Here is a 24,838-nt window from a genome sequence, read left to right as displayed (position 1 = left end):
TCGCCACCCGATCGAGTGGCGGTAATCGAACTCAACTGCCGTCCTTCTCAAGGGTGTACGAACAGTTCACCCCTCCCGGCGGGCCCTGACGCCTCCTTGGCGTTCTCTTGCCCCGAAAACCCCTGCGGAACCGGCCGACTCCGCCAGGATGTCGCGCGAAAACGCGTACCGCGATGCAAGGGGTCCCAGATGGCAATGACGGACATATCGCTGGACTGGCTCGTCCCGGGAGCCCTGCTGCTCATCGGTGTCTCGGCAGCCGTCGCCGTGGTCCTGCGCGGCAAGCGCGGCCCGGCGAAGACGACGGCCGACGACTCCTGGGAGCGCAGCGAGGAACGCCGGCGCCGCAAGGAGGCCGTCTACGGCTCGGCGGCCTACCTGCTGCTCTTCTGCTGTGCCGCGGTGGCCGCCGCGCTCTCCTTCCACGGCCTGGTCGGCTTCGGCCGGCAGAACCTCAGCCTCTCCGGGGGCTGGGAGTACCTGGTGCCGTTCGGCCTGGACGGCGCGGCGATGTTCTGCTCCGTACTGGCGGTGCGCGAGGCCAGTCACGGTGACGCGGCGCTCGGCTCCCGGATACTGGTGTGGACGTTCGCGGGCGCGGCCGCGTGGTTCAACTGGGTGCACGCGCCGCGCGGCCTGGACCACGCGGGCGCCCCGCAGTTCTTCGCGGGCATGTCCCTGTCGGCCGCCGTCCTCTTCGACCGCGCGCTGAAGCAGACCCGCCGGGCGGCGCTGCGCGAACAGGGCCTGGTGCCTCGGCCGCTGCCGCAGATCCGCATGGTGCGCTGGCTCCGCGCGCCGCGCGAGACCTTCGCGGCCTGGTCGCTGATGCTGCTGGAGGGCGTACGGAGCCTGGACGAGGCGGTCGAGGAGGTGCGCGAGGACCGGCGCGAGCGGGAGCGCACCCGGCGCCGCCGCCGTGAGCACCGGAAGCTGGACCGGGCCCGGGTACGGGCGCTGAACCGGCAGCACCGGTGGGGCCGCGGCGCCCGTCAGCTGCCGGCCGTGGACGCCGGGCGGCCCGCCGCGCAGCAGTCCGAGGCCCCGGCCATCGAGGGCCAGGTCGGAGTACCGGCAGCGGGGGGCCGGGCCGCCGAGAACCCCGCACTCGACGGCCCGGCGGCCGATGACGGGACGGCCGCCGGTGACGCACTCCGGTCCCGTCCCGCTCTGAAGGCCGTGACCGGCCGTACCGGCGGCGGTGCCGAGCGGTCCGGCGGGCGGACCGTGGACCTCACCGCCGAGGACGACACGCAGACGCTCCCGCGGCTGGACTCCCTGGAGGAGAAGCTCGCCGAGATCGAGCGGCAGTTCGGCTGAGCGGACCGTGGCCCCGGGTCACGGCGGAGCGGCGGGCCGGGACCCGGAGTCCCGGCCCGCCGCCGTGTGCCGGTGCGCGGCCCGCGCGTACGGGAGGTACGGAGAACGGCCTTCAGGTCCCCGTGCCGCCCAGTTCGAACCACACGCACTTGCCGACTCCGTGCATCCGTATGCCCCAGGCGTCGGCGAGCGAGCGCACCAGCATCAGTCCTCTCCCCGAAGTGCCTTCGGTGGTCGGTCTGCGGGACCGCGGCCGCCGGGACACGAAGTCCCGCACCTCCACCCGCAGACGGTCGGTCACCGTGGCGGTCACCACGGCCCCCCGGTCGGTGTGCACCAGAGCGTTGGTCACCAGCTCGCTGATGAGCAGCTCCGCGATGTCCGACCTGCCGGTCTCCCCCCAGTGGAGCAGCAGGTGACGCAGGTCCTTGCGGACGTCCGCCACCGCCGTGAGGTCGGCGCGGCGCAGCCGGCGCCGGATGGCCCTCGGCCGCTGTCCCTCGGTCCATGTGTCGATGCAGGTGTCGGCGGACCCGATGATCGGCCCGCCGCCCCGTCCGTGCACCTGCTCGCCCCGTACAGGCTGACGATTCATCCTCCCCGCCCCGAGCGTTCCCGTGTCGCCGGTCTTCCGGACAACCTCACGGCGAACCATGCCCACCGGGAGACATGCCAAGCTTCATCCCGTGCTTGTGCATATGCCATGGGATGCCCGTTTGGTACCGACCAACGTCCGGTCCGGCGGTCATGACAAGGGCGGCAGCCCGGTGGCGGCGCGGCCGTCCGTAGGACCAATTCGCCCCCGCTGCCGACCGGTCCGCTGCCGCAGCCGGTGCTCCGCCTCCCGGTGGGCCGTCGAGGGAGCGGGTCCGCCGACCGGCCCGGTGCGTCTACGTCCGCGTCCGCGCGGCTACGGCGGGCCGTCGCACCCCGGAAGCCCCTGACGTCTTCTGCCACCGCCGGGCACAGGTGCGGGGCATGTGCCCCGCTGGGCGGTGACGGCTCACATGCGCGGGATGTTACGGAGATTGGACCGGGCCATCTGCACCATCCGGCCCACTCCGCCGTCCAGCACGATCTTGCCCGCCGAGAGCGCGAACCCGGTCACCATGTCCGCGCTGATCTTCGGCGGGATGGACAGCGCGTTCGGGTCGGTGACGACGTCGACGAGCGCGGGACCATTGTGCTTGAAGGCGTCCCGCAGCGCCCCGCGGAGCTGCTTGGGCTTCTCCACCCGGACGCCGTACGCGCCGGCCGCCCTGGCGATGGCGGCGAAGTCGGGGTTGTGGTTGTCGGTGCCGTAGGAGGGCAGCCCGGCGACCAGCATCTCCAGCTCGACCATGCCGAGCGAGGAGTTGTTGAACAGCACGACCTTCACCGGCAGGTTGTGCTGCACCAGGGTGAGGAAGTCGCCCATGAGCATGGAGAATCCGCCGTCGCCCGACATCGAGACGACCTGCCGCCGACGGTCCGTCAGCTGCGCGCCGATCGCCTGTGGCAGCGCGTTGGCCATCGAGCCGTGGGTGAACGAACCGATGACGCGGCGGCGCCCGTTGGGGGTGAGGTACCGCGCCGCCCAGACGTTGCACATGCCCGTGTCGACCGTGAAGACCGCGTCGTCGGCTGCCTCCTCGTCGAGCACGGAGACGACGAATTCCGGGTGGATCGGCACGTGCTTGTCGACCTTGCGGGTGTACGCCTTGACCACGCCCTCCAGCGCGTCGGCGTGTTTCTTCAGCATCCGGTCGAGGAACCGGCGGTTCTTCTTCTCCTCGACCAGCGGCGTCAGGCAGCGCAGGGTCTCGCGTACGTCGCCCCAGACGGCGAGGTCCAGCGTGGAGCGGCGGCCGAGGTGCTCGGGACGCACGTCCACCTGGACGATCGGCACGTCCTTCGGCAGGAAGGCGTTGTACGGGAAGTCCGTGCCGAGCAGGATCAGCAGATCGCACTCGTGGGTGGCTTCGTAGGCGGCGCCGTACCCGAGCAGACCGCTCATCCCCACGTCGAAGGGATTGTCGTACTGAATCCACTCCTTGCCGCGCAGCGCGTGGCCTACCGGTGACTTGATCTTCTCGGCCAGTTCCATGACCTCGGCATGGGCGCCCGCCGTACCGCTGCCGCAGAACAGCGTGACCTTGCCGGCCCCGTCGATCATGCGGGCGAGCTGCGCGATCTCCGCGTCGCCGGGGCGGACGGAGGGCCGCGAGGTGACCAGCGCGTGTTCCTCGGCACGCTCGGGCGCCGGCTCGCCCGCGATGTCGCCGGGCAGCGCGACCACCGAGACGCCGCTGCGGCCCACCGCGTGCTGGATCGCGGTCTGCAGGACGCGCGGCATCTGCTTGGTGCTGGAGATCAGCTCGCAGTAATGGCTGCACTCCTGGAAGAGCTGGTCGGGGTGGGTCTCCTGGAAGAAGCCGGTGCCGATCTCGCTGGAGGGGATGTGCGAGGCCAGGGCCAGTACGGGGGCCATCGAACGGTGCGCGTCGAAGAGGCCGTTGATGAGGTGGAGGTTGCCCGGCCCGCAGGACCCGGCGCAGGCGGCGAGCCGGCCGGTGATCTGGGCCTCGGCCCCGGCCGCGAACGCCGCGACCTCCTCGTGCCGGACCTGCACCCACTCGACGGCCGAGGTGCGGCGGATGGCGTCGACGACGGGGTTCAGGCTGTCGCCGACGACTCCGTAGAGCCGCTGGACCCCGGCCCGCGCCAGGATGTCGACGAACTGCTCGGCCACGGTCTGCTTCGCCATCGCGCGCACGCCCTTCGGGTGGGGATCAGTGGCTCGCGCCGCCGGCGGGGGTTTGCCCGCCTTTGCGGCATCGGGTCGGTTCTACCACTCATCCCCGGGACGGCCCCGGAAGGCGTACGGCGTGCTGCGGGGCCCGGCCCCCGCGTCCCCCGGCTGCCCTTTCAGCCGTCCCAGACCGCGGCGGCCGTACGGTCCTTCGCGTGCCCCTTGAGGCGCAGCTGGGCGTCGGCCAGGAAGGCGGTCAGCCCCGGCGGTTCGGTCTCGGCCCACCGCCCCGCCAGCCGCGCGGCGAAGTCGGGCGCTTCTCGCAGCGGCTCGGCGAGGCCCGCGCTGCACAGCAGCAGGGTGTCGCCGGGGCGGGCCACCGAGGCACGGAAGCGGAACGGTTCACCTGCCGCGCCGGAAGGCCCGCCGACCGCCGTACCGGTCCCGTCGGCCAACGCACCGGCCCCTCCGGCCGCCTCCCCGGCACTCTCGTGGGCGCCCGGCGCCCCGGTGACGCCGAGGTTCATCGTCGGCTCCGGGTCGGCCAGGCCGCGCTGCGCCGGGATGCCGGGCGGCCGCGTGCCGTACCCGACGACCGGCCCGCCGGTCGCCCCCTCCGCCGGCAGCGGCGGCTCCAGGTCCTGCCAGACGCCGTCCCGGAGCCGGAAGAGGCCGCCCCCGCCGACGCCGAAGAAGACCCGGGTGCGGCAGGCCGGGTCGGCGGGCAGCAGCAGGCAGCGCAGCGACGCGGTGTACGCGTGCGGCTCCAGGCCCAGCTCGGCGGCGCGGGCCCGCAGCCGGCCGTAGCCGCGGTCGGCGAGCCGCTGCAGCCCGGACTTGAGGGCTTCCCGGCGGCCGGTGCGGATGTCGTCGGCCAGCCGGGCACCGGAGCGGCCGACGGCGGCACCGATCCACCGGCAGGCGTCGCGGGCGGCGCGGTGGCCCTCGGGCGAGGCGTGCGCACCGGAGGCGACCGCGACCAGGATCAGGGTCTGCCGCCCGGCGCCGAAGCGGGCGGTGAGCAGGGCGTCGCGGCGCGGGTCGCCGCGGTAGCGCGCGGAGTCGCCCCGTACGGAGGCGGCGCGCAGCGTGAGCGTGCCGTACTGCGCGCCGTCCAGCTCGGTGTCCGGGACCAGCCCGGCGAGGTCGGCCGGGTCGGCGGCGGGCAGCGCGACCGGCTCTGCCGCGTACGTGGGCGGCCGGTCCCCGACGAACTCCACGGCGGGCGGCGGCACGGGCGGCGCGAGGGAGGCGGCCCCGGCGACGGGCGCCGGACGGGCGGCCTCCGGAGCGCCTATCACCGGCTCCGGAGGGACGGCCACCGGCTCCGGATCCTCCTCGGCGGCGGACGGCGGCCCCGGCACCGGCCCGGCCACTTCTTCCGGCGGCCCCGGCACCCGCCCGGCCACTTCCGGCGGCTCCGTGACCGGCTCGGTGCCGGTGGCACCGACCGCGCGCAGGGCGGAGTCCACGCGGTCGTCGAGCGAGTCGGGCGCGGCGGAGGGGCCCGCGTCACCGGGCTTGCCGTCACCCGCTTCGTACAGTTCGTGCCACCAGTCGTCCTCGTGTCCGCGTGTGTCCCCCTGCTGGCTCATGCCCCGTATTGTCCATCGCGGGTGGGCCGGGAAACAGTGCACGAACGGGTGCTCCGCGAACGCATCAGCGGACCGCGGCGACGCCCTCCAGCGTGAGCAGCGCGCGCTTGCGGTCCAGGCCGCCCGCGTATCCGGTGAGCGAGCCGTCGGCGCCGATGACGCGGTGACAGGGGCGCAGGACCAGCAGCGGGTTGGCGCCGATCGCGGTGCCGATGGCCCGTACGGCGGGCCGGGAGGCCCCGATGCGCCGGCCGATCTCGCCGTAACTGACGGTCTCGCCGTACGGCACGCCGTCCAGCGCCGCCCAGACGCGCTCGCGGAAGGCCGTGCCGCGCGCGACCAGCGTCAGGCCGAACTCCCGGCGCTCGCCCGCGAAGTACTCCTTCAGCTGCCGCTCCGCCTCGGCGAAGGCGGCCGGTTCGCGGGCCCAGTCCGGCGCGGGCACGACGCCGCCCTTCTGCTCCGGGACGGAGAGGGCGGTCAGCACCGTGCCGCCGGGGGCGTCGGCCGACGCCTCGCCCACCAGGGTCAGCCGGCCGAGGGGGCTGTCAAGCTGCGTGTAGAGCGGCATGGTCGCAGACGTCCTTCTGGTCGTGGTCTTCGGATCCGAGGGCGGCACCGGTACGGAGGCCGGCGTGCCGGAGGTACTGGAGGGCGTACGAGCGCCACGGCCGGTGGTCGGCGCCGGCGGGGGCGAGGCCGGGCGGGCCCACGTCGGGGTCGCCCAGCGCGCGCCGCCTGATGACCGCCGCCGCTGCCGGGCCGACGCCCGGGAGCGCGGCGAGGGCGCGTTCGGCGGCGTCCCGGTCCGCGCCCGCTTCGAGGTCGACGGCGCCGTCGGCGAGCGCGGCGCACAGGGCCCGCACCCCCTCCCCCGCGTCGGCCGCCACCAGCTCGTCCGGGGCCGGAAAGAGGTGGGTGAGCGTGCCGTCGGGGGCGTCCAGGGGCTTCCCGTACGCCCGCACGAGGGCCGCGGCGCGCTCCGGGGACCCGCCGAGCACGATCCGTACGGCCAGCTCGGCCGGGTCGGCAGCGCCCGGCGAGCGCAGCCCGGGGCGGGCGGCGACCAGCGGCCGGAGCAGCGGGTCGGCCGCCAGCCGGGCGGCGACCGCGTACGGGTCGGCGTCCAGGTCGAAGAGGCGGCGCAGCCGCTGGCTCGCGGTCGGCAGATCGCGCAGGTCGGTGAGGTGCAGCCGGCTGTCGAGCCAGCCGGAGCCGGCCGGGCCGCCGGGCCTGCCGGGCCGCTCGTCGACCTCGGCGACGGCGGTGCCGTACGTGAGGCGGAGGGTGCGGCGGTACGTACGGGTGCCGGGCCTGCCGACGATCTCCTCGATGCCGGGCACGGCCGCGGCCGCCAGGTCGTCGAAGATCTCGCGGGCGGCGTACGGGCCGCGGAAGGCGAGCCGGAGCGGGACGCCGCCGGGCGTGCCGCCGTTCCCCGGCGCCGCGTGGCCGCGGGCGCGGGCGCGCAGCTCGCTGGGGGTGGAGCCGTAGATCTCCCGCATGGTGGCGTTGAACTGCCGGACGCTGGCGAACCCGGCTGCGAAGGCCAGCTCGGTGACCGGCAGCGGGGTGGTCTGGAGGAGGATCCGCGCGGTGTGCGCGCGGCGGGCGCGGGCCAGGGCGACCGGCCCCGCGCCCAGCTCGGTGGTGAGCTGGCGCTGCACCTGGCGGGCGCTGTAGCCGAGCCGGTCGGCCAGGCCCGCGACGCCCTCGCGGTCGACGACGCCGTCGTCGATGAAGCGCATGGCGCGGCCCACGAGGTCGGCCCGGACGTTCCAGTCGGCCGAGCCGGGGACGGCGTCCGGGCGGCAGCGGCGGCAGGCCCGGAAGCCGGCGCCCTGGGCGGCCGCCGCGGACGGGAAGAACCGCACGTTGACGCGCTTCGGGGTGACCGCCGGGCAGCTCGGACGGCAGTAGATGCCGGTCGTCACCACGGCGAAGAAGAACTCTCCGTCGAAGCGCGCGTCCCGGCTGGCCACCGCCTCGTACCTGCTGCTTTCGTCCATCACACCGTCCAGTGTGCGGGATCCCGGCGACGGCTTCCGGCGGAAATCGGACATGGCGTCCGGGCCGCCCGCGTACGGGCGGCCCGGACCGCCCGGCTACCCCCGCATCCCCCGCTTCCGCTCGCCCATGTGCCGGCCGAGCGCCTGCTTCTGCTTCCAGTCCCGGCGCAGCTCGGCGCGGAGCCGGGCGTCGGTCTTGGCGACGAGGCGCTGGTTCTCCCGGAGCAGCTTGCGGTAGCTGTCCAGGCGGCGCTCCGCCAGCTCGCCCGTGTCCACCGCCGCCAGCACCGCGCACCCGGGCTCGGACGTGTGCGCGCAGTCGTGGAACCGGCACTCGGCGGCCAGCTCCTCGACGTCGGTGAAGGTACGGGCGAGGCCGTCCTCGGCGTCCCACATGCCGACGCCGCGCAGCCCCGGGGTGTCGATCAGCACCCCGCCGGCGGGCAGTACCAGCAGGTCGCGGGTGGTCGTGGTGTGCCGGCCCTTGCCGTCCCGGTCGCGTACCGCGTGCACGTGCTGCACGTCGGTGCCGATCAGGGCGTTGGCGAGGGTGGATTTGCCGGCGCCGGACCGGCCGAGCAGGACGGCGGTGCCGCCGGCCAGCGCCGCGGCGAGGACGTCCAGGCCCGCCCCGGTGGCGGCGCTGACGCCCACTACCTGCACGCCGGGCGCCGCGCCCTCGGTGTCGGCGACGAGATGGGCCAGGCCCGCCCCGTCCGGCACCAGGTCGGCCTTGGTCAGGGCGACGAGCGGGGTGGCGCCGCTCTCCCAGGCCAGGGACACGAAGCGTTCGACGCGTCCGAGGTCGAGGGGTTCGGCGAGCGAGACGGCGATGACCGCGGTGTCGAGGTTGGCGGCCAGGATCTGGCCCTCGGACCGCTTGGAGGAGGCGGAGCGCACCAGGGCGGTGCGCCGCGGGAGTAGCGCGCGGACGACGGCGTCCGTCCCGCTGCCGGGATCGATGACGGCCCAGTCGCCGGTGCACGGGACCTTCAGCGGGTCGCCGGTGGCCACGAGCGCGGTGGAGGCGAGGACGGTGCGGACGCCGTCGGCGTCGGGCACGACGGCGTCCACCCGGCCGCGGTCGATGCGCACCAGACGGCCGGGCAGCAGGCCCTGCCCGGCGAAGGGGGCAAAGCTCTCCGCGAACCCGTCGTCCCAGCCGTACGACGACAGCGGGTTCGACGAGGACGCAGCAGATGAATCGGAGGAGGAGAAAGACAAGGGAAACCCTTCACAAGGGCGACCCCGGCACCGCGCGCCGCGGAGGGCGCGGGAAGAGAAGTCGAAAGGGTCAGCCGGAGATCGCGGAAGCGGAACTGATGATCGTCCGAGTGCGGGCAGCACCGATCGCAACGACAGCCATCGGTCACACCTCCTTCGTCATCCACAGCCGAAACACGCGCCGGCGAACGGCAATCGGCCGGTCGCCGTGACGCGTGATCCCACCGTAGCCGTGCGCCCGGCCGGCACGCCACGCAATTTCCGCGACCGGACCTCAGCCCGCTGCGCCGGAGCTCAAGCCCGGTTAGGCCAACGGCTTCTCACACGGAGCACCTGAGACGCCCCCACGCCAGGTTCTCCCCTCGCGCTGCCACGAAACTCCGTCCCTCCGGCGGTCCGGTGTGGTCCGGCGTGAACACCTCGCCGTCCAGCGTGCGCAGTTCGGCCCCGGCCTCGGCGGCCAGCAACGCCCCGGCCGGCAGATCGACCCCCTCGGCGCGGTACCCCACGAACGCGTCGATCGTCCCCCGCGCCAGCAGCACCCACCCCAGCAGCGGCGCCCACAACTGCAGCACCCGCCAGGACTCGCGCTCCAGCTCGGTACGTATCCGGGCGGCGGCCGGGTCACGGCCCACCCCGTACCCCTGCGTCCAGGCGACGACGGGCCCGGACTCGGGGAGGACCGAGGCAGGCCCGGTGAGCCGGCCGGCGGGGCCGTATGCGCCCCGGCCCGCGACGGCGTGGAAGGTGGCGCCGGTCACGGGCTCGTGGACGACGCCGAGGACCGGCCTCCCGCCGTCCATCAGACCGATGCCGACGGCGTACGCGGGCAGCCCGATGGCCACGTTGTTGGTCCCGTCGAGCGGGTCCACCAGCCAGGTGCGACCGCCCTGAGGCCCATGGTCCCCGGCCTCCTCGGAGACGATCCGGTCGTCCGGGAACGCCTCCCGCAGCCGCGTCACGATGATCTTCTCAGCGGCGAGGTCGAGGTTCAGCACCACGTCCCGGCCGCCTTTGGCGTGCACGGTGTGCGCGGAGTGGAAGGAGGCGGCGAGCAGGGCGCCGGCCTCCTCGGCGGCGGCCATGGCGGTGCGGCGTTCGCGGTCCAGGTCACCCGGCATGCAGCCTCCTCAGGGCGGTGCGCAGCAGTCGCGAGGTGTCGGCTCCGGCGCAGCGCCGCCGGGTGGTGGTGCGGCCCCGGCCCCGGGCGTCGACCGGGCCGAGCGACAGGTCCCGGCCGCCGGGGCGGGAGCGGCCCAGGACGAGGGTGGCGGCAGGCCCGTCCGCGCGGGAGGCGTGGAAGAGGCCCGCGGGAAGGCGATACGTTTCGCCTGCTGTGCACACATGGGGCGGGCACGGCTCGCCGTGCACCAGGGTGTCGGTGGGGTGCACTTCGTCCCTGCCGTCGGCCTCGCTGAGCACCTCGTATATCCGGTGCGTCGGCTCCCCGGACTCCACCACGTCCATGGGCTCGTGCGCGACGCGCCCGTACAGGACGTGGCTGGTCAGGTCCCAGCTGTGGGCGTGGTGCGGTTCCACACCCGGCTCGGTGTCGGTGCCGTGCCCGAAGAAGTGCAGGCAGACGCCGAGTTCGCCGTCGCGGACGACGGGCAGGCACACGAAGCCCAGCGGGTGGTGGACGACGGGTACGTCAAGGGTCCCGGCCGACACCTGCTCCAGCAGGCGGGCGGAGTACGCGGTGGCAGCGGCGGCGGCCATGGGGCCGTCCAGCTGCTGTTCGAGCTCGTGGAAGTGCATGTCACCTCCGGTACGGGTCCACGCCGTTAAGGGCCAGTTCGATGATCTCGCTCACCTCGGAGTCGGAGTACGACGGCAACGGCTTGCCCACGGCGTCGAAGAACGTCCGGGCCTCGTCGGCGGTCGGGTAGTCCGACAGCTCCGTCACCCCCGAGAAGTCGATGCGCGGTGCGTGGTTCCGGCTCTGGTGGAGCTCGATCTCGAAGTACTTGTAAAGGAGGGACTCCCGCTCGATGAGGAAGTTCTCCCTCGTCGGGTCGTCCTGCGTGAGGATCAGGTACCTGTCGGAGAGGTCGTAGCGCAGGGCGCTGACACGAGTGGTGGTGTGCACGCTGATGTCGAGCGTGGGCAGCCGGTTCAGGTGCCAGAACGCCGCCAGGACCGTGGCGTACGAGCCCTTGCGGGTGCGGTCGAGCGTCCAGAGGCCGGCGCTGCCCGGCGGGCTGAAGCTCTGCCGGAAGCGGGAGTACTCCTGACAGGATTCCGTCGAGCCCGGGTCGATGATCTCGATGTGGACGGTGAGCCGTGAGCGGCGTTCGCGGGCGGCCTGGACCAGCTCGGGCAGGGTGACCGGGCGGATGTGGGAGCCCGTGCCGCCCTTGAACTGCCACTGCGTGGTGTCCTGCCGGGCACGGCGGTGGACGTCGTACATCTCGTCGGGGCGAACGGTCCGGATCAGCGCGTTGTCCTCAAGACTGCGGGCGGTCCGCTCGACCTGCTCCTCCAGCGGGCTCACGGACCGGGTGACCGACTCCTCCACGGTCTTGCCGTGCGCGGAACGGTCCTTGAAGCTGGCGATGGCCATGATGCCGAGGACGGCCATGGTGAAGCCGAAGCGCGCGTCCTCGGGAACCAGGTCGCTCGTGAAGTCGATGAGACCGACGCTGAAGGCCAGCACGATGGGCAGCAGGACGTCGAGGTAGTCGTACATCCAGCGCAGCGCGCGCTGCAGACGGCGCGAGCGCCGCTGGTCCGCGGTGGTCACGCGTCACCCCTGGTGGTGTCGAGGCCGGGCAGTACCTCGCCCATGGCCATGCGGCGGACCGCGGGCAGATGGTCCTCCAGGTCACCGGGTTCGAAGCGCGTCATGCCGATGACGTGCCAGAACTCGTCGCTGACCGTGCCGTGGGACTTGTAGCGGCCGGTGGGCGAGAGGGCGGCCCAGCCCTCGGAGAGACCGAGGAAGGTGCCGCGCAGGGCGGGCTCCCCGTCCAGGGTCCACAGCCGGGCCACGCCGTCCTCTCCCCCGCTGACCAGGAGTGAGCCGTCCGGGGAGAACGCGAGGGACAGGACGCGGCCGGTGTGCCCGGTCAGCGCGTGTACCTCGGCGCCGGTCTCCGCGTCCCGGATGCGGATGATGCGGTCGTCGCCCGCCGTGGCCAGCAGGGGCCGGGACGGGTGGGCGGCCAGCGCCCAGAGACGCTCGCCGGAGCCGCGCATCCGCAGGGCCTCGGCGCCGCCGCGCCAGACGATGACGTCGCCGTCCCAGCCGGCGCTCGCCACCCAGGAGTCGTCATGGCCGAACGCGACCCCGTACACCCGGTCCTGGTGGCCGCGCAGCGTGTGCCGGATGGAGCCGCTCCGCACGTCCCAGATGCGCACCACGCTGTCGTCGCAGCCCGTGGCGAGGCGCTCGGAGTCGTGGCGGAAGGCGATCGAGCGGACCCGTCCCGCGTGCTCGGCGAGGGTGGTGACGTGCCCTCCGGAGCTGCGGAGGTTCCATACTCCGACGGTGTCGTCGTCGTTGGCGGTGGCCAGGAGTTCGCCGTCGCGGCTGAAGGCCAGTGCCCACACGTGCTCGGTGTTGGCGTCGAACTGCCGCTGGTACTCGCCGTCGGACGAGCTGAACAGGTACACGTCACCGTCGTTGCTGGCGGCCGCCACCTGCCCCTCCGGCGCGGGACTGAACAGGGCCGACACCAGCCGGTCGCCACGCCCCTGCAAGGTGGACAGGCACTTGCCGGTACGAGCCGCCCACACGCGCACCGCACCGTCGCTGCCGCCCACGCTGATCCGCTCGCCGTCCGCGCTGAAGCTGACGGCGACGACCCGGCGGTTGTGCCCGTTCACCAGCCGCTTGCCGCGCCCGGCGGCGATCTCCCAGATGTGGGCCCCGCCGTCGTTGCCGACCGTGACCAGCTGGGACCTGCCCTGCGTGGCGTCGCCGGCGCGGGAGGACCGGAAGGCGACGCACCAGGCGGACCCGCGGTGCACCTCGGGCTGCTTCGGGTGCTGCCGCAGGTCCGGGGTCGACGTGCCGGCCACCGTCCACAGCCGTACGGAGCCGTTGCTGCCGCAGGCCGCCAGGTGGTTGCCCGCCGGGTCGAAGCGGACCTGGTACACGCCGCCTCCCAGCGTCTCCAGACAGCCCAGGGAGGCACCGACCGAGACGTCCCACAGCCGCACCTGGCCGGAGGTGTCACCGCTGGCCAGCCACTTGCCGTTGGGGTGGAAGGAGAGGGTGTACACGCGCTCCGGGTGGCCGGCGAAGTCGTACAGCAGCCGCCCGGTCCCCGTCTCCCACACCCGGACGTGTCCGCCCTCGCCGTCGCCGTTGTCCGCGGTGACGAAGCGCCGGCCGTCCGGGGCGAACGCGGCCCGGTACACCGAGCCGCGGTGCCCGTCGATCTCGCGGACGCACTGCCCTGTGGCCAGGTCCCACATCCGGACCCGGCTGGAGGCGTCGCCGGTGAGCAGCAGCGTGCCGTCCGGGCTGAAACCGGCGGTGTAGACCGGAGCCGCGTGCCCGGCCAGGTGGTGGACCGGGCGGCCGTCGGCCGGGTCCCACACGGTGACCAGGCCCTCCTTGTCGCCGGTCACGAGCAGCTTGCCGCTCGGCTCGACGACGACGGGCCAGACGCCGTCGGGGTGCACTTCGAAGCGGTGCCGCTCCCTGCCGGTGGCCGGGTCCCAGGTGACCACGTGGCCGTCGGCGCCGCCCGTCACCAGCAGGTCGTGCGCGAACTTCACGGCATACACACGCCCGTGGTGCCCGCGCAGGGTACGCAGCGGCCGCCCGTCGTCCGGGTCGCAGATGAGGACACCGCCGTCCTCGGTGCCCACGGCCAGCAGCTCGCCGTCGCGCGCGTACGCCATGGGCTCGGGCAGCCGGACGTGGTGGAGGTCGAAGCCGTAGGGGACGCCGACGGCCGCGGGCCGCAGGCCCACGTCGACGGGCATGCCCGGGGCGATCGCGGCGGAACGCAGCTCGGGCGCGGCCGGCTGCTCGGGGTCCATGCGGGTGCTGACCAGGGCGGCTCTGCTCCAGCGGCTGCCGGTCAGGCGCGCGCCGCGCAGGTCGGCGCGGATCAGGCGGGCACGGGAGAGGTCCGCGCCCTCCAGGCAGGCGCCGGACAGGTCGGCGTCGTCGAGGTTGGCGGCCGACAGGTTGACGCCGGTGAGGTCGGCTCCGGCGAGCTTCACCCCGGTCAGTACGGTTTCGCCGAGGTCGGCGCCGGTGAAGTCGACGCCGGAGAAGTCGCGGTGGGAGAGGTTCTCCCCGCGCAGCACGACGCCGCGCAGGGCCACGTCGGTCGGGATGCGCAGCCGGTGGTTGACGCGTACCGCGTTCTGCCGGGCAGGGCTGTCCGGGGCAGTGCCGTCGCCGAGGACCCGGCGCACCCATTCCTGGCAGTCGCCCCGGTCGGCCAGGTCGCAGAAGAACTCCACGGCCAGCTGGGTGAGCGGCCGCGCCGCCAGCAGCGGCGGCGTGCCCTCCTCCGGTCCGGCCAGTTGGCGTGCGGCTTCGCGGGCGATCAGCCACTCCACGACGGAGGAGTGGATGAACTGGAACAGGTTGTCCTCGGTCCGCACCAGGAGGCTGCCGGCGCCGACGGCCTGCGCCCGCTCCTCGGCCGTCATGTGCGACCGGGTGAGGCCGTCCAGGGCCCGCCCGGTGGTCTCGGCCAGTTCGTCCAGCCGCAGCACGCTGCGCCGCGTCTCCCACAGCCGTACGGCCAGCGAGGACACGGCCTTCCACAGGTCCTCCAGCGACAGGCCCGGTGCTGCTCCCGGCCCGCCGCTGCCCCGTTCGACCTCGAACTCCAGCCACGCGGTGAGCACTTCCTCGTACAGTCCGGCGGCGCTCAGGGTCCGCCCGGCGCCGGCCACGGACTGCAGCTGTTCGTGGCTGAGGGCGGTGACGAAGGACAGCAGCCGCGGGTTGCCGCACAGCTCCAGCAGGTTGGGGATGCCGGCGAGGAGGTCGTACCGCTGCTCGGCCTTCTCCCTGGAGTCGTACGTGCGCTCCAGGTACTCCTTGATCTGCTGCGGCTGGAAGCTCTCCACGGTCAGCACGCGGCGCTGCGGCAGGGCGCCGACGCGCTCGCCGAGGGCGGTGAAGACCTGCTCGGTGGATTTGAAGTGCTGGGTGCGGCTGGTCACCACGATCTTGGTGTTGTCGACCGCGGCGTCCAGGAGTGCCTGCAGATGGTCGGCGGCACGGTCGTAGCTGACGCGGTTGACCAGCTCGTCGAAGCCGTCGAAGAGCAGGACGATACGGCCCTGGCGGATCATGTACTGCAGGGCGTTGGTGTCGATGCGGCTCACGCCGTGATTGGCGAGGTGCGTGGTGACCAGGCCCATGAGGCTGTGCGCCCGGTCGAAGGTGTTGAGGGGGATGAACACCGGCGTCAGGTGCGGGGACTGCTCGGGCAGCCGCCGGGCCAGCTCCCGCAGGGAGAAGGTCTTGCCGTGGCCGAAGTCGCCGAGGAGCAGCACGAACCGGCCGTGCTCGGTGTCCAGGGTGTCCAGCAGTTCGTCCACGAGGCGGCCGTGCCCCCCGCCCTCGGCCCCGGGAGTGACCTCTCGGTACCGCTGCGGCAGGTACAGCTCCGGCCGGTAGGCGCGGTCGGCACCCAGCCGCGCGTTCTGGTCGGCCACGTACGCGCGCAGATCGATCAGGCCCTGGAACTCCAGGAAGCTCCGTACCCGGATGCGGTCGCCGAAGCGCTCCACCACGTCCCGCGGTGGCGCCTGGCCTCCGTACACCAGCACGTTCTCCGCCGTGGTGCCCTCGGCCGCGCGGACCTGCTCGGCGAAGCGCGCCAGGTCCTCCTCGCGGGGGTCACCGGGCAGCGCGGCGACACGGGACTGGAACACGAGGCCGTCGCGCTTCCAGGTGGCGACGAACTGGGTGGTGGGGTCGTCGCTGCGCCGCACGGTGACATCGCGGATGCCGACGTCCTGCCACTTGGCGCGGCAGATCTCCTTCACCTGGTCGGTGAACGTGTCGCTGACCGGGTCGGGCTCCTGCCTCGGCGCCTGCGAGGGGAATGCCTGGGGGCCCAGCGGGGTGCGGACGCGCCGCCACTCCTCGCGGAACTCGGCGGCGGGGGCGGTGGGAGAGTGCCAGCGGGTGACCCCGGAGGCGGAGACCTTCAGCAGCTGGAAGCGGGCCGGTGCCGCGGCGCCGAAGACGGGGAGCGTGCCGAGACGGGTGTCGACGGGGTCTCGGCGAGTGGTACGCGGGTCGTTGACCGGGCCGTGCAGCAGCAGGTTGAGCCGCGGTGCGGCCAGCCGCTGGAACGCCTCGGCGTCGCGGATCGCGCCGACCCCCGGGCCGCCGGTCGCCGCGGGTGTCTCCAGCGGGTGCCGTATCGCGCCGATGCGCAGCCAGCCGTCCCGCTCGTACTGGTGGAGGGCCTCGGCGAACCAGGTGATCTGGTCCCGGCCCACGTAGCCGAACTGGTCCTCGGGGCGGTGGCTGTACGCCATCGTCGAGTTGAAGCCGGCGACGACGGTGTTGAGCTCCGGTACGGGGAACAGCGTCCAGGGCTGGTCGGCGGCGAAGACCCGGTCGATGCCCTCGTAGAACTCGTGGAACAGCTTCGCGTAGTGCCGCCACTTCTCCCAGTACGGCGGCTGCGGCGTGACCTCGTCGGCCTCGCAGGAGGAGAAGTAGGAACTGCACGCCTTGAGGCTGACGTCCTCCGCACCCGGTACGAGGACGACTTGGTGGGGGCGGAGGTCGAGCTGGGCGCGCAGGGAGGTCAGAAAGGAGAGCGCCTGCCCGCACTCGCGCGGAGTGCCGGAGGCCGTCAGATTGCCGGTGACCACGACGAGGTCCGGTCTGGGAGCGTCGGCGTCCTGCAGCTCCAGCAGATCGCCGCGCAGCTCGTGGAGCGTGGCGTCCGGCTCGTTGCCGCGCCCGAAGTCCGGGCCCGGCAGGTGCAGCACGCTGATGTGGTCGCCCTCGCGCTCCGGGGCGTTCAGCGGATAGACCGGTGCGGTCCGCGGCCGGAGCCGCCCGGGGAACCACGGGTCGCCGTTGCGGGTCGCCGCCGTCCGCTGCGGCGGCACCGGCGGGGAACTCGCCGCCGTGCCGGGGAAACCCGGACGCCCCGACGCCTGCGCCCGCCCGTTCAGCGCGTCCCGCGCGCGGACCAGCAGCATCTCCCGCGCCTCCGCCTCGCCCCGGGCGGCCACCAGGTCGATGTACGTGATGGTGGCGAGCAGCCCGTCGATCGGCGCCTCGTCGATCCGTACGGTGATCAGACGCTGTTCCGGGTTGTCCGGGGAGGCCCGCAGGGCGGCCTGCCACTCCATCCGCCCGTACCGCGAACGCGCGTAGTTCTGCGACAGCACGGCGATCACCGCGGCGGACTCGCTCACCCCGCGGTCCATGTAGTCGATGAAGTTCGTGCCCGCGGTGAAGTCCCACGCCTGGATGACCGTGCGGTATCCCTCACGCTCCAGCGTCCACGCGATCCACGTCGCCCACGCCTCGTCCGCGGGCGAATAGCTCACGAAGAAGAGCGGGCGGTCGCCGGGACCGGTCTGCGTTCCCCCCTCGGATAACATGCGCACCATGGTAGGAGACCTGAGCCTCCGTGGCAGGTGGGCGAGAGTGTTCTCCTCACCCGCCGTCGCTTTTGTGCGGAGACGCGTCCTCAATCTCGACGGGCTGGCCGTGGCACTGCTCGCGGCCGGCCTTCTGCTGTGGGGCACCGGCGCCCTGCCCTCGGAGCGGGCGTTCGAAGTGGGCGAGCGCATCGCCCCGCTGCTCGCCTTTCTCCTCACCGCCGTGGTGCTGGCCGAACTGGCCGGCCGCGCCCAGGTGTTCGACGTCGCCGCCACGTGGGTCGCGCGCCTGGCGCGCGGCAGCTATCCCCTGCTGTTCCTGTGGTGCGTCGCCCTCGCCTCGGCCACCACCATCGCCCTGAACCTCGATACGACGGCGGTGCTGCTGACCCCCGTCATGCTGGCCCTGGCCTCCCGCGTGGGCATCCGTCCGGTGCCGCTGGCCATGACCACCGTGTGGCTCGCCAACACCGCGAGCCTGCTGCTGCCGGTGTCCAACCTGACGAACCTGCTGGCGGCTCAGCGAGTGGTGCTGGTGCCCACGGAGATGGCGGCCGTGATGTGGGCCCCGCAACTCGCGGCCATCGCCGTGACGATGGTGTGCCTGTGGGGCTTCTACTGGCGGCGGTCGGCGCGCGGCGACGAGGTGTACGTGCCGCCGGAGCGCCCGGAGGCCGCCGACCCGTGGCTGTTCGGCGTGTGCGCAGCGGCGTGCGGACTGTTCCTGCTGGCCATCATCGGCTTCGACGTCGCGCTTCCGGCCGCTTCCGCGGGAGCCGCCTTCCTCGCCGCTGCCGCGTTCTTCGTGCGGCGCCGGGGCGAGCTGCGCTGGTCGCTGGTGCCGTGGCGGCTGCTGGCCCTCGTCCCGGGGATGTTCCTCGTCGTCGACTGGATCAGTTCGCTGGGGCTGCGGGACCTGCTGATGTCCGCTGTCGGCAGTGACGGCGGCTTCGCCGGCCTGCTGCGTACGGCCGCGGTCGGTGCGGGCCTCTCGAACGTGCTGAACAACCTGCCTGCCTACCTGTCGACGGAGTCGGTGATTCCGGCCGACGCGCACACGCAGTTGCTCGCGCTCCTGATCGGCGTCAACGTCGGTCCGCTGGTGACGCCGTTCGCGTCGCTGGCCACGCTGATCTGGTTCGAGAGGTGCCGGGCGCACGGCATCCGGATCGCGAAGCTGCCGTTCGCCGGGGCCGGGCTGGTGCTGGCGAGTGCGGGCGTGGTGGCCTGCACGGGAGCCCTGTACCTGGTGGCGTAGGAGCCCCTGGACCACATCGCCGGCACCGCACTTGCTCGGTATTCCAGGTCCAGCAGGTCACTTATCTCCTGGGGGAGATGTGGTTCTCGAACGGCCGGCTCCATGGGGACACGACAGCGTCTGACGTATTGCCAGGAAAATTTAGTTGCTCCAGTGCCTCTTTTCGGTCTGTGTGACACCTGAGTAAGGTGTGGCGTCAGCTGGGCCCTCGGAGCAAATTCGACCACGCCGCGGGCTCCGTAATTCCACATCGCCGGACGACGGGGAAAGGAACGGCACGCAGCATGGCCGCTGGCCTGTTCGAAGGGCAGTACGTATGGCATCCGGCGGCCGACGATCGCCGGCTGGCGAGCGCCTGTGTGGATGTGCGCGCCGGACGCTACTTCAGCGCCCGGGAGGTGTTGCAGGAGACCCGGCGCGATTACGGGGTACGCGCCCACCGTTCGCTGGTTCTCGCGTCCGAAGCGGCCGATTCGGATCTGACCGAGCGCTGGCTCGCCGAGGAACCGGGCACGGAGGCGGCCCTGTTGTGGGCCCGGGTCGCGGTGCTCCGCGCCACCCGCGCCGCCGAGACCGGCGACCGGCACGCCACCACGCTGAGCCGGATAGCGCTGTCCGCCTGTGACCGGGCGGCGGAGCTGGCCCCGCTGGACCCGACCCCGTGGGCCGCCAAGCTCTCGCTGGCCCGCTTCCAGCGCCATCTGGACCCGGCGCCGGAGGGGTTGATCACCGCGCCGCCCGGCCCGTGGTCGCTGTTCTCGCACATCCTGCGGCTGGACCCCTGGCACCGCGAGGCCCACCACCGCTTCCTGGGCTGCTTCTTCGCCCGGCACGGCGGTTCGGCGGGCGCCGCCTGGGACGTCGCCGCGTTCCTCGCCCAGCGCGCGCCCGCGAACTCGGCGCTGCGGGTGCTGCCGTTGGTGGCCGCGGTCGACGCGTACGACCCCGCGGCGCCGCTGGCCGACCACACGTGGGAACAGCCGCAGTGGCGTACGACGGCGCTGCGGATCTACCAGCACTGGCTGCCGGAGGTGGCCGGCTACCGCTTCACGCCGGTGCTGGACCTGGCGTATCTGGCACACGCGCTGTGCATGGCGCGGCACGAGTTCGAGGCGCGGGCGGTCTTCACGGCCATGGGCCCGTACGCCTCGCGGATGCCCTGGAGCGTGTTCGGCGACCCGGCCGAGCAGTTGAGCAGGGCACGGCGCCGGTGCGGGCTACCGGTCCCGCACGCGCCGGACTCCTCCTGAACCGGTTCCGACCCGCCGGCTCCCCCCACTGTGCTGCCGGCGCGCACCGCCCGTCCCCCCAGAAAGGTACGTCCGTGTCCGACTCCGCATCCGATTCCGCATTCCTCTCGCGGGTGCGTTCACCGAAGCCGGCGGCGCCGCCGGCCGCTCTGGACGACGACGCCACACTGCACGCCATGGGATATCCGCGGAAACTCACCCGCAGATTCCGGGCGTTCGACAATTTCGCGATCTCGTTCACGATCATCAACATCATATCCGGGATCTTTTCGTCCTTCGGTTTCGGCATGAATGCCGGCGGACCGCGCATCCTGGTATTCGGCTGGATCGCGGTGTCGATCCTCGTACTGTTCATCGGCGCCTCGATGGCGGAAATCACCTCCGCCTACCCCACGAGTGGCGCGCTGTATTTCTCGGCGGGCAAACTCGCCAAGCGGCACCGCGGCGCCTGGTCCTGGTACACGGGCTGGCTGAATTTCGTGGGCCAGGTCGGCGGGACGGCCGCCACCGGCTACGCGGCGGCCACTTTCATCCAGGCGTTCCTCGCGATGCAGTGGCCGTCCTACCAGGTGTCCGAGCAGCGCACGGTTCTCATCACGGCGGCGATCCTGCTGGTCCAGGCGCTGGCCAACACCTACACCGTGCACCTGGTCGCGATCCTGAACCGGATCTCGGTGTGGTGGCTGCTGATCGGCATGGTGGTGATCGTGGCGGCTCTGACCGTACTGCCCGAGCAGCACCAGTCCGCGTCGTTCGTGACGCATTTCGCCAACAACACCGGCTTCACGAACGGCCTTTACGGCGCGCTGCTGGGGCTGCTCGTCACCAGCTGGACGTTCACCGGTTTCGACGGCAGCTTCCACATGTCGGAAGAAACCGTGGGCGCCACCGTCAACGCGCCCAAGGGAATCATGCGGGCGATCGGCTACTCCGCGATCACGGGCCTGATCCTCATGCTCGCGCTGGTCTACGCGATCCGCGACTACGCAGCGGAAGCACGCGCTGACGCGCCGCCCGTACAAATTCTCATCGACGCGCTCGGCACCGGCACCGCCAAGTTCCTGCTGCTGATCGTGATCGGCGCGATGCTCTTCTGCGGCCTGGCCAATATGACGAGCAACACACGGCAGATCTTCGCCTTTTCGCGGGACGGCGCGATGCCCGGCTCGCGCTGGTGGCACTCGGTCTCCCCGCGCACCCGTACGCCCGTCAAGGCCGTCTGGCTCGCCGCCGCCTGCTCGCTGGTGCTGGTGATCCCCGGCTGGTGGTCGCACACCGCCTTCACCGCCATCGTCAGCGTCAACGTCGTCGGCCTCTTCCTGGCGTACGGCGTGCCGATCTTCCTGCGGCTGCGGCTCGACACCTTCGAGCCGGGGCCGTGGAACCTGGGCCGCTGGGGCAAGCCCGTCGCGGCCGTCGCGGTGGTCTGGATCGTGCTGAGCAACGTGCTGTTCATGCTGCCGCAGGCCTCCCCCATCACGCCCGGCTCGTTCAACTACGCGCCGATCGCGCTGGCCGTGGTGCTGATCATCGCCACGGTGTGGTGGTTCGCCACCGCCCGGCACCGCTTCCAGGGCCCGGTCAGCTACGGCCGTCCCGACGAGGTCGCCGCGATGGACCTGATCTGAGCGACGCCCTTCGCGCGCACCGCCGTGCCCCGCTCCGCCACCACGGAGCGGGGCACGTCCGTCCGCTCAGCCGTTGAGGACGGTGTACCCGATGATCTGCGCGCCGACATCCGTGCGCGGCTGGTGCCTGCTGCCCGGCGCGAACACCACGTAGGTGCCGGCCGGATGGCGTTCGTCGCCCTCGATGATCTCGCCGTGGACGCGCTCGCCGGCCGGGTCGGGCTCTCCTCCGCCGTCTGCGGCGCCGCTTCCGGGCTGCCGTGGGGACGACGCCGGGCGCGTACCGGCGGGTGTTCGGCGCGCGGCAGGGAGCCGCGCCCGGGCGCCGCGCCGCCTCACCCCTGGTCGTCGCGGTCGCGCGGGTCCTGCTGCGGGGCGTCCTTCTTGAAGTGACGGAGGCGGGCGCGTACGTGGTGCACGGGGTGGAACTTCGACCACCGCTCGGGGAACTCCGACGGCGGCTCGGGCCCCGGCTCGCCGTCCGGGCCGCCGCCCGCGCCGCCCTCCTCGCCCTCCTCGGCCTCGCCGTCGTCCAGTTCGTGCGCCTCCTCGGCCTCCTCCCGGGCCCGGCGCATGACTTCGGCCTCCTCCTTGCGGCGCTCCTCGCGTTCGGCGCGGCCCGCCGCGGTGGCGAGCGAGGGCCAGACCCGGTCCAGGGCCGCGTTGACCGCCGCGCCGACCAGCACCGCGAAGGCCGAGACGCCGATCCACAGCAGGACCGCGACGGGGGCGGCGAGCGAGCCGTAGATGGTCGGCCCCTCGACCGTGGAGGCGAGGTAGACGCGGAGCAGCAGGCTGCCCAGTACCCACATCGCGAGCGCGACCACCGCGCCGGGGATGTCCTCCTGCCACGGGGAACGGACCGGCACGGACACGTGGTACAGCGTGGTGAGGAAGACGACCGAGAGCAGCAGGACGACCGGCCAGTACAGCACCCGGACGGCGTTCTCGCTGGCGGGCAGCAAATGCACGACCGTGTCCGGGCCCGCGACCATCAGGGGCAGCGCGATGGCGCCGAGGACCAGCGCGATGAGGTACAGGAAGAACGCCAGCAGGCGGGTGGCGACGATGCCGCGCTTGCCCTCCAGGCCGTACATGATCGTGATGGTGTCGACGAAGACGTTCAGGGCCCGCGAACCCGACCACAGGGCGATGGCGAAGCCGATCGAGATGACGTCGGGGCGGCCGCCGCGGAAGACGTCCGCCAGCAGCGGCCGGGCGATCTGGTCGACGCCCTTGTCGGAGAGGACGGCGGCGGACGCCTGGAGAATGTTCTGCCGGATGGTCTCGATGGTGTCGTGGCCGATCCACGGCTCCATGTAGCCCAGCAGTCCGATCAGGCCGAGGAGCAGCGGGGGCAGCGAGAGCAGGCAGAAGAAGGCGGCTTCCGCGGCGAGTCCGGTGACGCGGTACTCCATGCAGGAGTTGACGGTGTCCTTGAGCAGCAGCCAGCCGAGGCGGCGTTTGGACACGTGGCGGTACAGGACGCGAGCCCTGTGCAGACGGCCCCGGGGATGGTCGGCTGGTTCATTCGCTTGCTGCACCTCCTCACCGTATCCGGCACGAAAGGTACGACTCGCAACCTGTCCGGCCCGGTCGGGGCCCGTTCACGGACCGGGGCGCGCGACGGCCGGAGGGGGCGCGGTGGCCGGGCCACGCCTCTGCTCGGGGGAGAGACGCGGCGTCCGGCCGCCACGCCCCGGCACGGAAGCGGTGCCGCGCCGACTCGGCACCGCTTCCGACGGGACAGCCGGGCGTGGCACGGGCGGACCCGGTGAACGGGCCCGGCCACCGGTTCACGGGGACGGCTCGCACCCACCCTTTCCGCCCGTAACGGGGGAGGACAACCGTTGCACGACGTTGCAACGGATCTGCCGATTCGGCACTCGGCGAGGGCCGTGCCCCGGCACGATGGGCCGCGGCGATCACGAGAACTGCACAAGCGGAGCGATGTTGAGCACACGGCACCACGACAGGACCCGGACCCCCGTCCTGGCAACGGCGCTGGACTCCCGGGAAGCGGCCCGCCGGCTGGCTTCCGTACGAGAGGCCACCCTCGCGGGGGACGAGCCGCCCGACGCCCCCCGCACGGTGATCGGGGAATCCTGGCGGCGGATGCTCGGTACGGGGCTGGACCCGGACCGGGACCGCCGCGAACGGCCGCTGTCCCGCACCGAGCTGGAGGAGCGCCGGCACCGCTCCGGGCTCGCGCAGTTGCTGCCGGTGCTGCACTCCCACCTCCTCCCGTCCGCCGAGGCGGCCCGGCAGATCCTGGTGGTGACCGACCCCGAGGGCCGCGTGCTGTGGCGCGAGGGCTCGGCGGCGGTGCGGCGGATGGCCGACCGGCACGGGTTCGAGCCGGGCGCCGCCTGGACGGAGGACGTGGTCGGCACCAACGGGATCGGTACCGCGCTGGTCACCCGGCAGCCGGTGCTCGTGCACTCCGCCGAGCACTACGTCCGCACCCACCACCAGTGGACCTGCGCCGGGGCCCCGCTGCACGACCCGCGTGACGGGCGGCTGCTCGGCGTGGTCGACCTCAGCGGCCCCGCCCACTCCTTCCACCCGACCACCCTCCCGCTGGTCTCCGCGGTCGCCCGGCTCGCCGAGTCCGAGCAGCGCACCCGCCACCTGAAGACGCTGGACCGGCTGCGGGCGAGCGCGACGCCGCTGCTGGCCCGGCTCGGCGGCCGGGCGCTGGCGGTGGACCGGGACGGCTGGACGGCGGCGGCCGTCGGCACGGCACCGCCGGAGCGGGTGGCGCTGCCCAGGTCCCCGCAGGCCGGGCCGGTGTGGCTGCCCCGGTACGGCAGCTGCGTGCTGGAGCCGCTGCCGGGCGGCTGGCTGGTACGGATCGGGGACGACGGGCCGCTGGACCCGGGGCCGAGCCGGGTGGTGCTCGACCTCAGCGGCCGGGACCGCTGGACGGTGACGGTCGCCGGGCCGGCCGGCAGCTGGTCGCACGAGCTGAGCCCGCGCCACGCCGAGCTGCTCTTCACCCTGGCCGCGCACCCCGACGGGCGCACCGCGGCGCAGCTCTCCCTCGACCTGTTCGGCACGGACCGCCGCACGACGACGGTCCGCGCCGAACTCTCCCGGCTCCGCCGCACCCTCGGCTGCGTCCTCACCCACCGCCCGTACCGCTTCGCCGACGGCATCCAGGTGGAACTCCTCCGCCCGCCCCACCCCACCGCCCTCCTCCCCCACTCCACGGCCCCCGCCGTCCTGACGGCCCGCGGCCACGTACCCCACGGCTGAACTCCG

General features: G+C 73.1%; 17 protein-coding genes. 5 read left to right on the top strand and 12 right to left on the bottom strand.

Annotation, left to right across the window (positions count from 1 at the left end):
* The first annotated feature begins 189 nt into the window (after positions 1-189).
* Positions 190-1,320 (top strand): DUF2637 domain-containing protein, encoded by a 1,131-nt coding sequence (locus ABZ840_RS31715; RefSeq protein ID WP_361565466.1) that lies wholly within the window; start codon positions 190-192, stop codon positions 1,318-1,320.
* A gap of 112 nt (positions 1,321-1,432) precedes the next feature.
* Here the strand turns inward: ABZ840_RS31715 and ABZ840_RS31710 are convergent, their stop codons facing one another.
* From ABZ840_RS31710 to ABZ840_RS31665, 10 genes are all read right to left on the bottom strand, one after another.
* Positions 1,433-1,915: an ATP-binding protein gene (locus tag ABZ840_RS31710; RefSeq protein ID WP_361565463.1), complete on the bottom strand. Its 483-nt coding sequence runs from the start codon at positions 1,913-1,915 to the stop codon at positions 1,433-1,435.
* Positions 1,916-2,323: 408 nt separating this feature from the next.
* On the bottom strand, positions 2,324-4,066 hold the full coding sequence (locus ABZ840_RS31705; RefSeq protein WP_361565460.1) for a pyruvate dehydrogenase: 1,743 nt from the start codon (positions 4,064-4,066) through the stop codon (positions 2,324-2,326).
* A gap of 161 nt (positions 4,067-4,227) precedes the next feature.
* On the bottom strand, positions 4,228-5,646 hold the full coding sequence (locus ABZ840_RS31700; RefSeq protein WP_361565458.1) for a protein phosphatase 2C domain-containing protein: 1,419 nt from the start codon (positions 5,644-5,646) through the stop codon (positions 4,228-4,230).
* Positions 5,647-5,710: 64 nt separating this feature from the next.
* The gene (locus tag ABZ840_RS31695) at positions 5,711-6,217 is read right to left on the bottom strand and encodes a methylated-DNA--[protein]-cysteine S-methyltransferase (RefSeq protein WP_361565456.1); all 507 of its coding nucleotides are present in this window, start codon (positions 6,215-6,217) and stop codon (positions 5,711-5,713) included.
* Complete coding sequence (locus ABZ840_RS31690) at positions 6,195-7,655, bottom strand: AlkA N-terminal domain-containing protein (RefSeq protein WP_361565454.1); 1,461 nt, start codon at positions 7,653-7,655, stop codon at positions 6,195-6,197. Before ABZ840_RS31690 ends, ABZ840_RS31695 begins: the two co-directional genes overlap by 23 nt.
* A 96-nt stretch (positions 7,656-7,751) precedes the next feature.
* The gene (gene rsgA, locus ABZ840_RS31685; protein WP_361565451.1) at positions 7,752-8,879 is read right to left on the bottom strand and encodes a ribosome small subunit-dependent GTPase A; all 1,128 of its coding nucleotides are present in this window, start codon (positions 8,877-8,879) and stop codon (positions 7,752-7,754) included.
* A gap of 320 nt (positions 8,880-9,199) precedes the next feature.
* Entirely contained in the window at positions 9,200-10,000 is an 801-nt protein-coding gene (locus ABZ840_RS31680) for an inositol monophosphatase family protein (protein ID WP_361565449.1), read from the bottom strand.
* Positions 9,990-10,637, bottom strand: coding sequence for a hypothetical protein (locus tag ABZ840_RS31675; RefSeq protein WP_361565447.1), 648 nt, complete (start codon positions 10,635-10,637; stop codon positions 9,990-9,992). Before ABZ840_RS31675 ends, ABZ840_RS31680 begins: the two co-directional genes overlap by 11 nt.
* Before the next feature lies 1 nt (position 10,638).
* A complete protein-coding gene (locus tag ABZ840_RS31670) occupies positions 10,639-11,622 on the bottom strand; it encodes a hypothetical protein (RefSeq protein WP_361565444.1) in 984 nt (327 codons plus the stop codon).
* On the bottom strand, positions 11,619-17,438 hold the full coding sequence (locus ABZ840_RS31665) for a TIR domain-containing protein (protein ID WP_361565442.1): 5,820 nt from the start codon (positions 17,436-17,438) through the stop codon (positions 11,619-11,621). Before ABZ840_RS31665 ends, ABZ840_RS31670 begins: the two co-directional genes overlap by 4 nt.
* Positions 17,439-17,484: 46 nt before the next feature.
* Between ABZ840_RS31665 and ABZ840_RS31660 the strand changes: the two genes are divergently transcribed.
* From ABZ840_RS31660 to ABZ840_RS31650, 3 genes are all read left to right on the top strand, one after another.
* Entirely contained in the window at positions 17,485-18,696 is a 1,212-nt protein-coding gene (locus tag ABZ840_RS31660; RefSeq protein WP_361565439.1) for an SLC13 family permease, read from the top strand.
* Positions 18,697-18,980: 284 nt separating this feature from the next.
* The gene (locus ABZ840_RS31655; protein WP_361565436.1) at positions 18,981-19,946 is read left to right on the top strand and encodes a hypothetical protein; all 966 of its coding nucleotides are present in this window, start codon (positions 18,981-18,983) and stop codon (positions 19,944-19,946) included.
* Positions 19,947-20,122: 176 nt separating this feature from the next.
* Positions 20,123-21,574 (top strand): amino acid permease, encoded by a 1,452-nt coding sequence (locus tag ABZ840_RS31650; protein WP_361565549.1) that lies wholly within the window; start codon positions 20,123-20,125, stop codon positions 21,572-21,574.
* Positions 21,575-21,640: 66 nt separating this feature from the next.
* Here the strand turns inward: ABZ840_RS31650 and ABZ840_RS31645 are convergent, their stop codons facing one another.
* On the bottom strand, positions 21,641-21,913 hold the full coding sequence (locus ABZ840_RS31645; protein WP_361565434.1) for a hypothetical protein: 273 nt from the start codon (positions 21,911-21,913) through the stop codon (positions 21,641-21,643).
* Positions 21,910-23,118: a YihY/virulence factor BrkB family protein gene (locus ABZ840_RS31640; RefSeq protein ID WP_361565431.1), complete on the bottom strand. Its 1,209-nt coding sequence runs from the start codon at positions 23,116-23,118 to the stop codon at positions 21,910-21,912. Before ABZ840_RS31640 ends, ABZ840_RS31645 begins: the two co-directional genes overlap by 4 nt.
* A 406-nt stretch (positions 23,119-23,524) precedes the next feature.
* On the opposite strand from ABZ840_RS31640, the gene ABZ840_RS31635 reads away from it, so the two are divergent.
* Entirely contained in the window at positions 23,525-24,832 is a 1,308-nt protein-coding gene (locus tag ABZ840_RS31635; RefSeq protein WP_361565428.1) for a GAF domain-containing protein, read from the top strand.
* Positions 24,833-24,838 lie beyond the last annotated feature (6 nt).

The sequence above is a fragment of the Streptomyces sp. NPDC047117 genome (assembly GCF_040643545.1).
In the GTDB taxonomy this organism is placed as follows: Bacteria; Actinomycetota; Actinomycetes; order Streptomycetales; family Streptomycetaceae; genus Streptomyces.
Note: the sequence above shows the minus strand (reverse complement) of the source record. Positions and strands in the feature narration are given on the sequence as shown.

Bases quoted from the DNA above. Each gene is read 5' to 3' on its own strand.
- ABZ840_RS31715 (WP_361565466.1), top strand. From the start codon at position 190: ATGGCAATGACGGACATATCGCTGGACTGGCTCGTCCCGGGAGCCCTG.
- ABZ840_RS31710 (WP_361565463.1), bottom strand. From the start codon at position 1,915: ATGAATCGTCAGCCTGTACGGGGCGAGCAGGTGCACGGACGGGGCGGC.
- ABZ840_RS31705 (WP_361565460.1), bottom strand. From the start codon at position 4,066: ATGGCGAAGCAGACCGTGGCCGAGCAGTTCGTCGACATCCTGGCGCGG.
- ABZ840_RS31700 (WP_361565458.1), bottom strand. From the start codon at position 5,646: ATGAGCCAGCAGGGGGACACACGCGGACACGAGGACGACTGGTGGCAC.
- ABZ840_RS31695 (WP_361565456.1), bottom strand. From the start codon at position 6,217: ATGCCGCTCTACACGCAGCTTGACAGCCCCCTCGGCCGGCTGACCCTG.
- ABZ840_RS31690 (WP_361565454.1), bottom strand. From the start codon at position 7,655: ATGGACGAAAGCAGCAGGTACGAGGCGGTGGCCAGCCGGGACGCGCGC.
- ABZ840_RS31680 (WP_361565449.1), bottom strand. From the start codon at position 10,000: ATGCCGGGTGACCTGGACCGCGAACGCCGCACCGCCATGGCCGCCGCC.
- ABZ840_RS31675 (WP_361565447.1), bottom strand. From the start codon at position 10,637: ATGCACTTCCACGAGCTCGAACAGCAGCTGGACGGCCCCATGGCCGCC.
- ABZ840_RS31665 (WP_361565442.1), bottom strand. From the start codon at position 17,438: ATGTTATCCGAGGGGGGAACGCAGACCGGTCCCGGCGACCGCCCGCTC.
- ABZ840_RS31655 (WP_361565436.1), top strand. From the start codon at position 18,981: ATGGCCGCTGGCCTGTTCGAAGGGCAGTACGTATGGCATCCGGCGGCC.
- ABZ840_RS31650 (WP_361565549.1), top strand. From the start codon at position 20,123: ATGGGATATCCGCGGAAACTCACCCGCAGATTCCGGGCGTTCGACAAT.
- ABZ840_RS31635 (WP_361565428.1), top strand. From the start codon at position 23,525: ATGTTGAGCACACGGCACCACGACAGGACCCGGACCCCCGTCCTGGCA.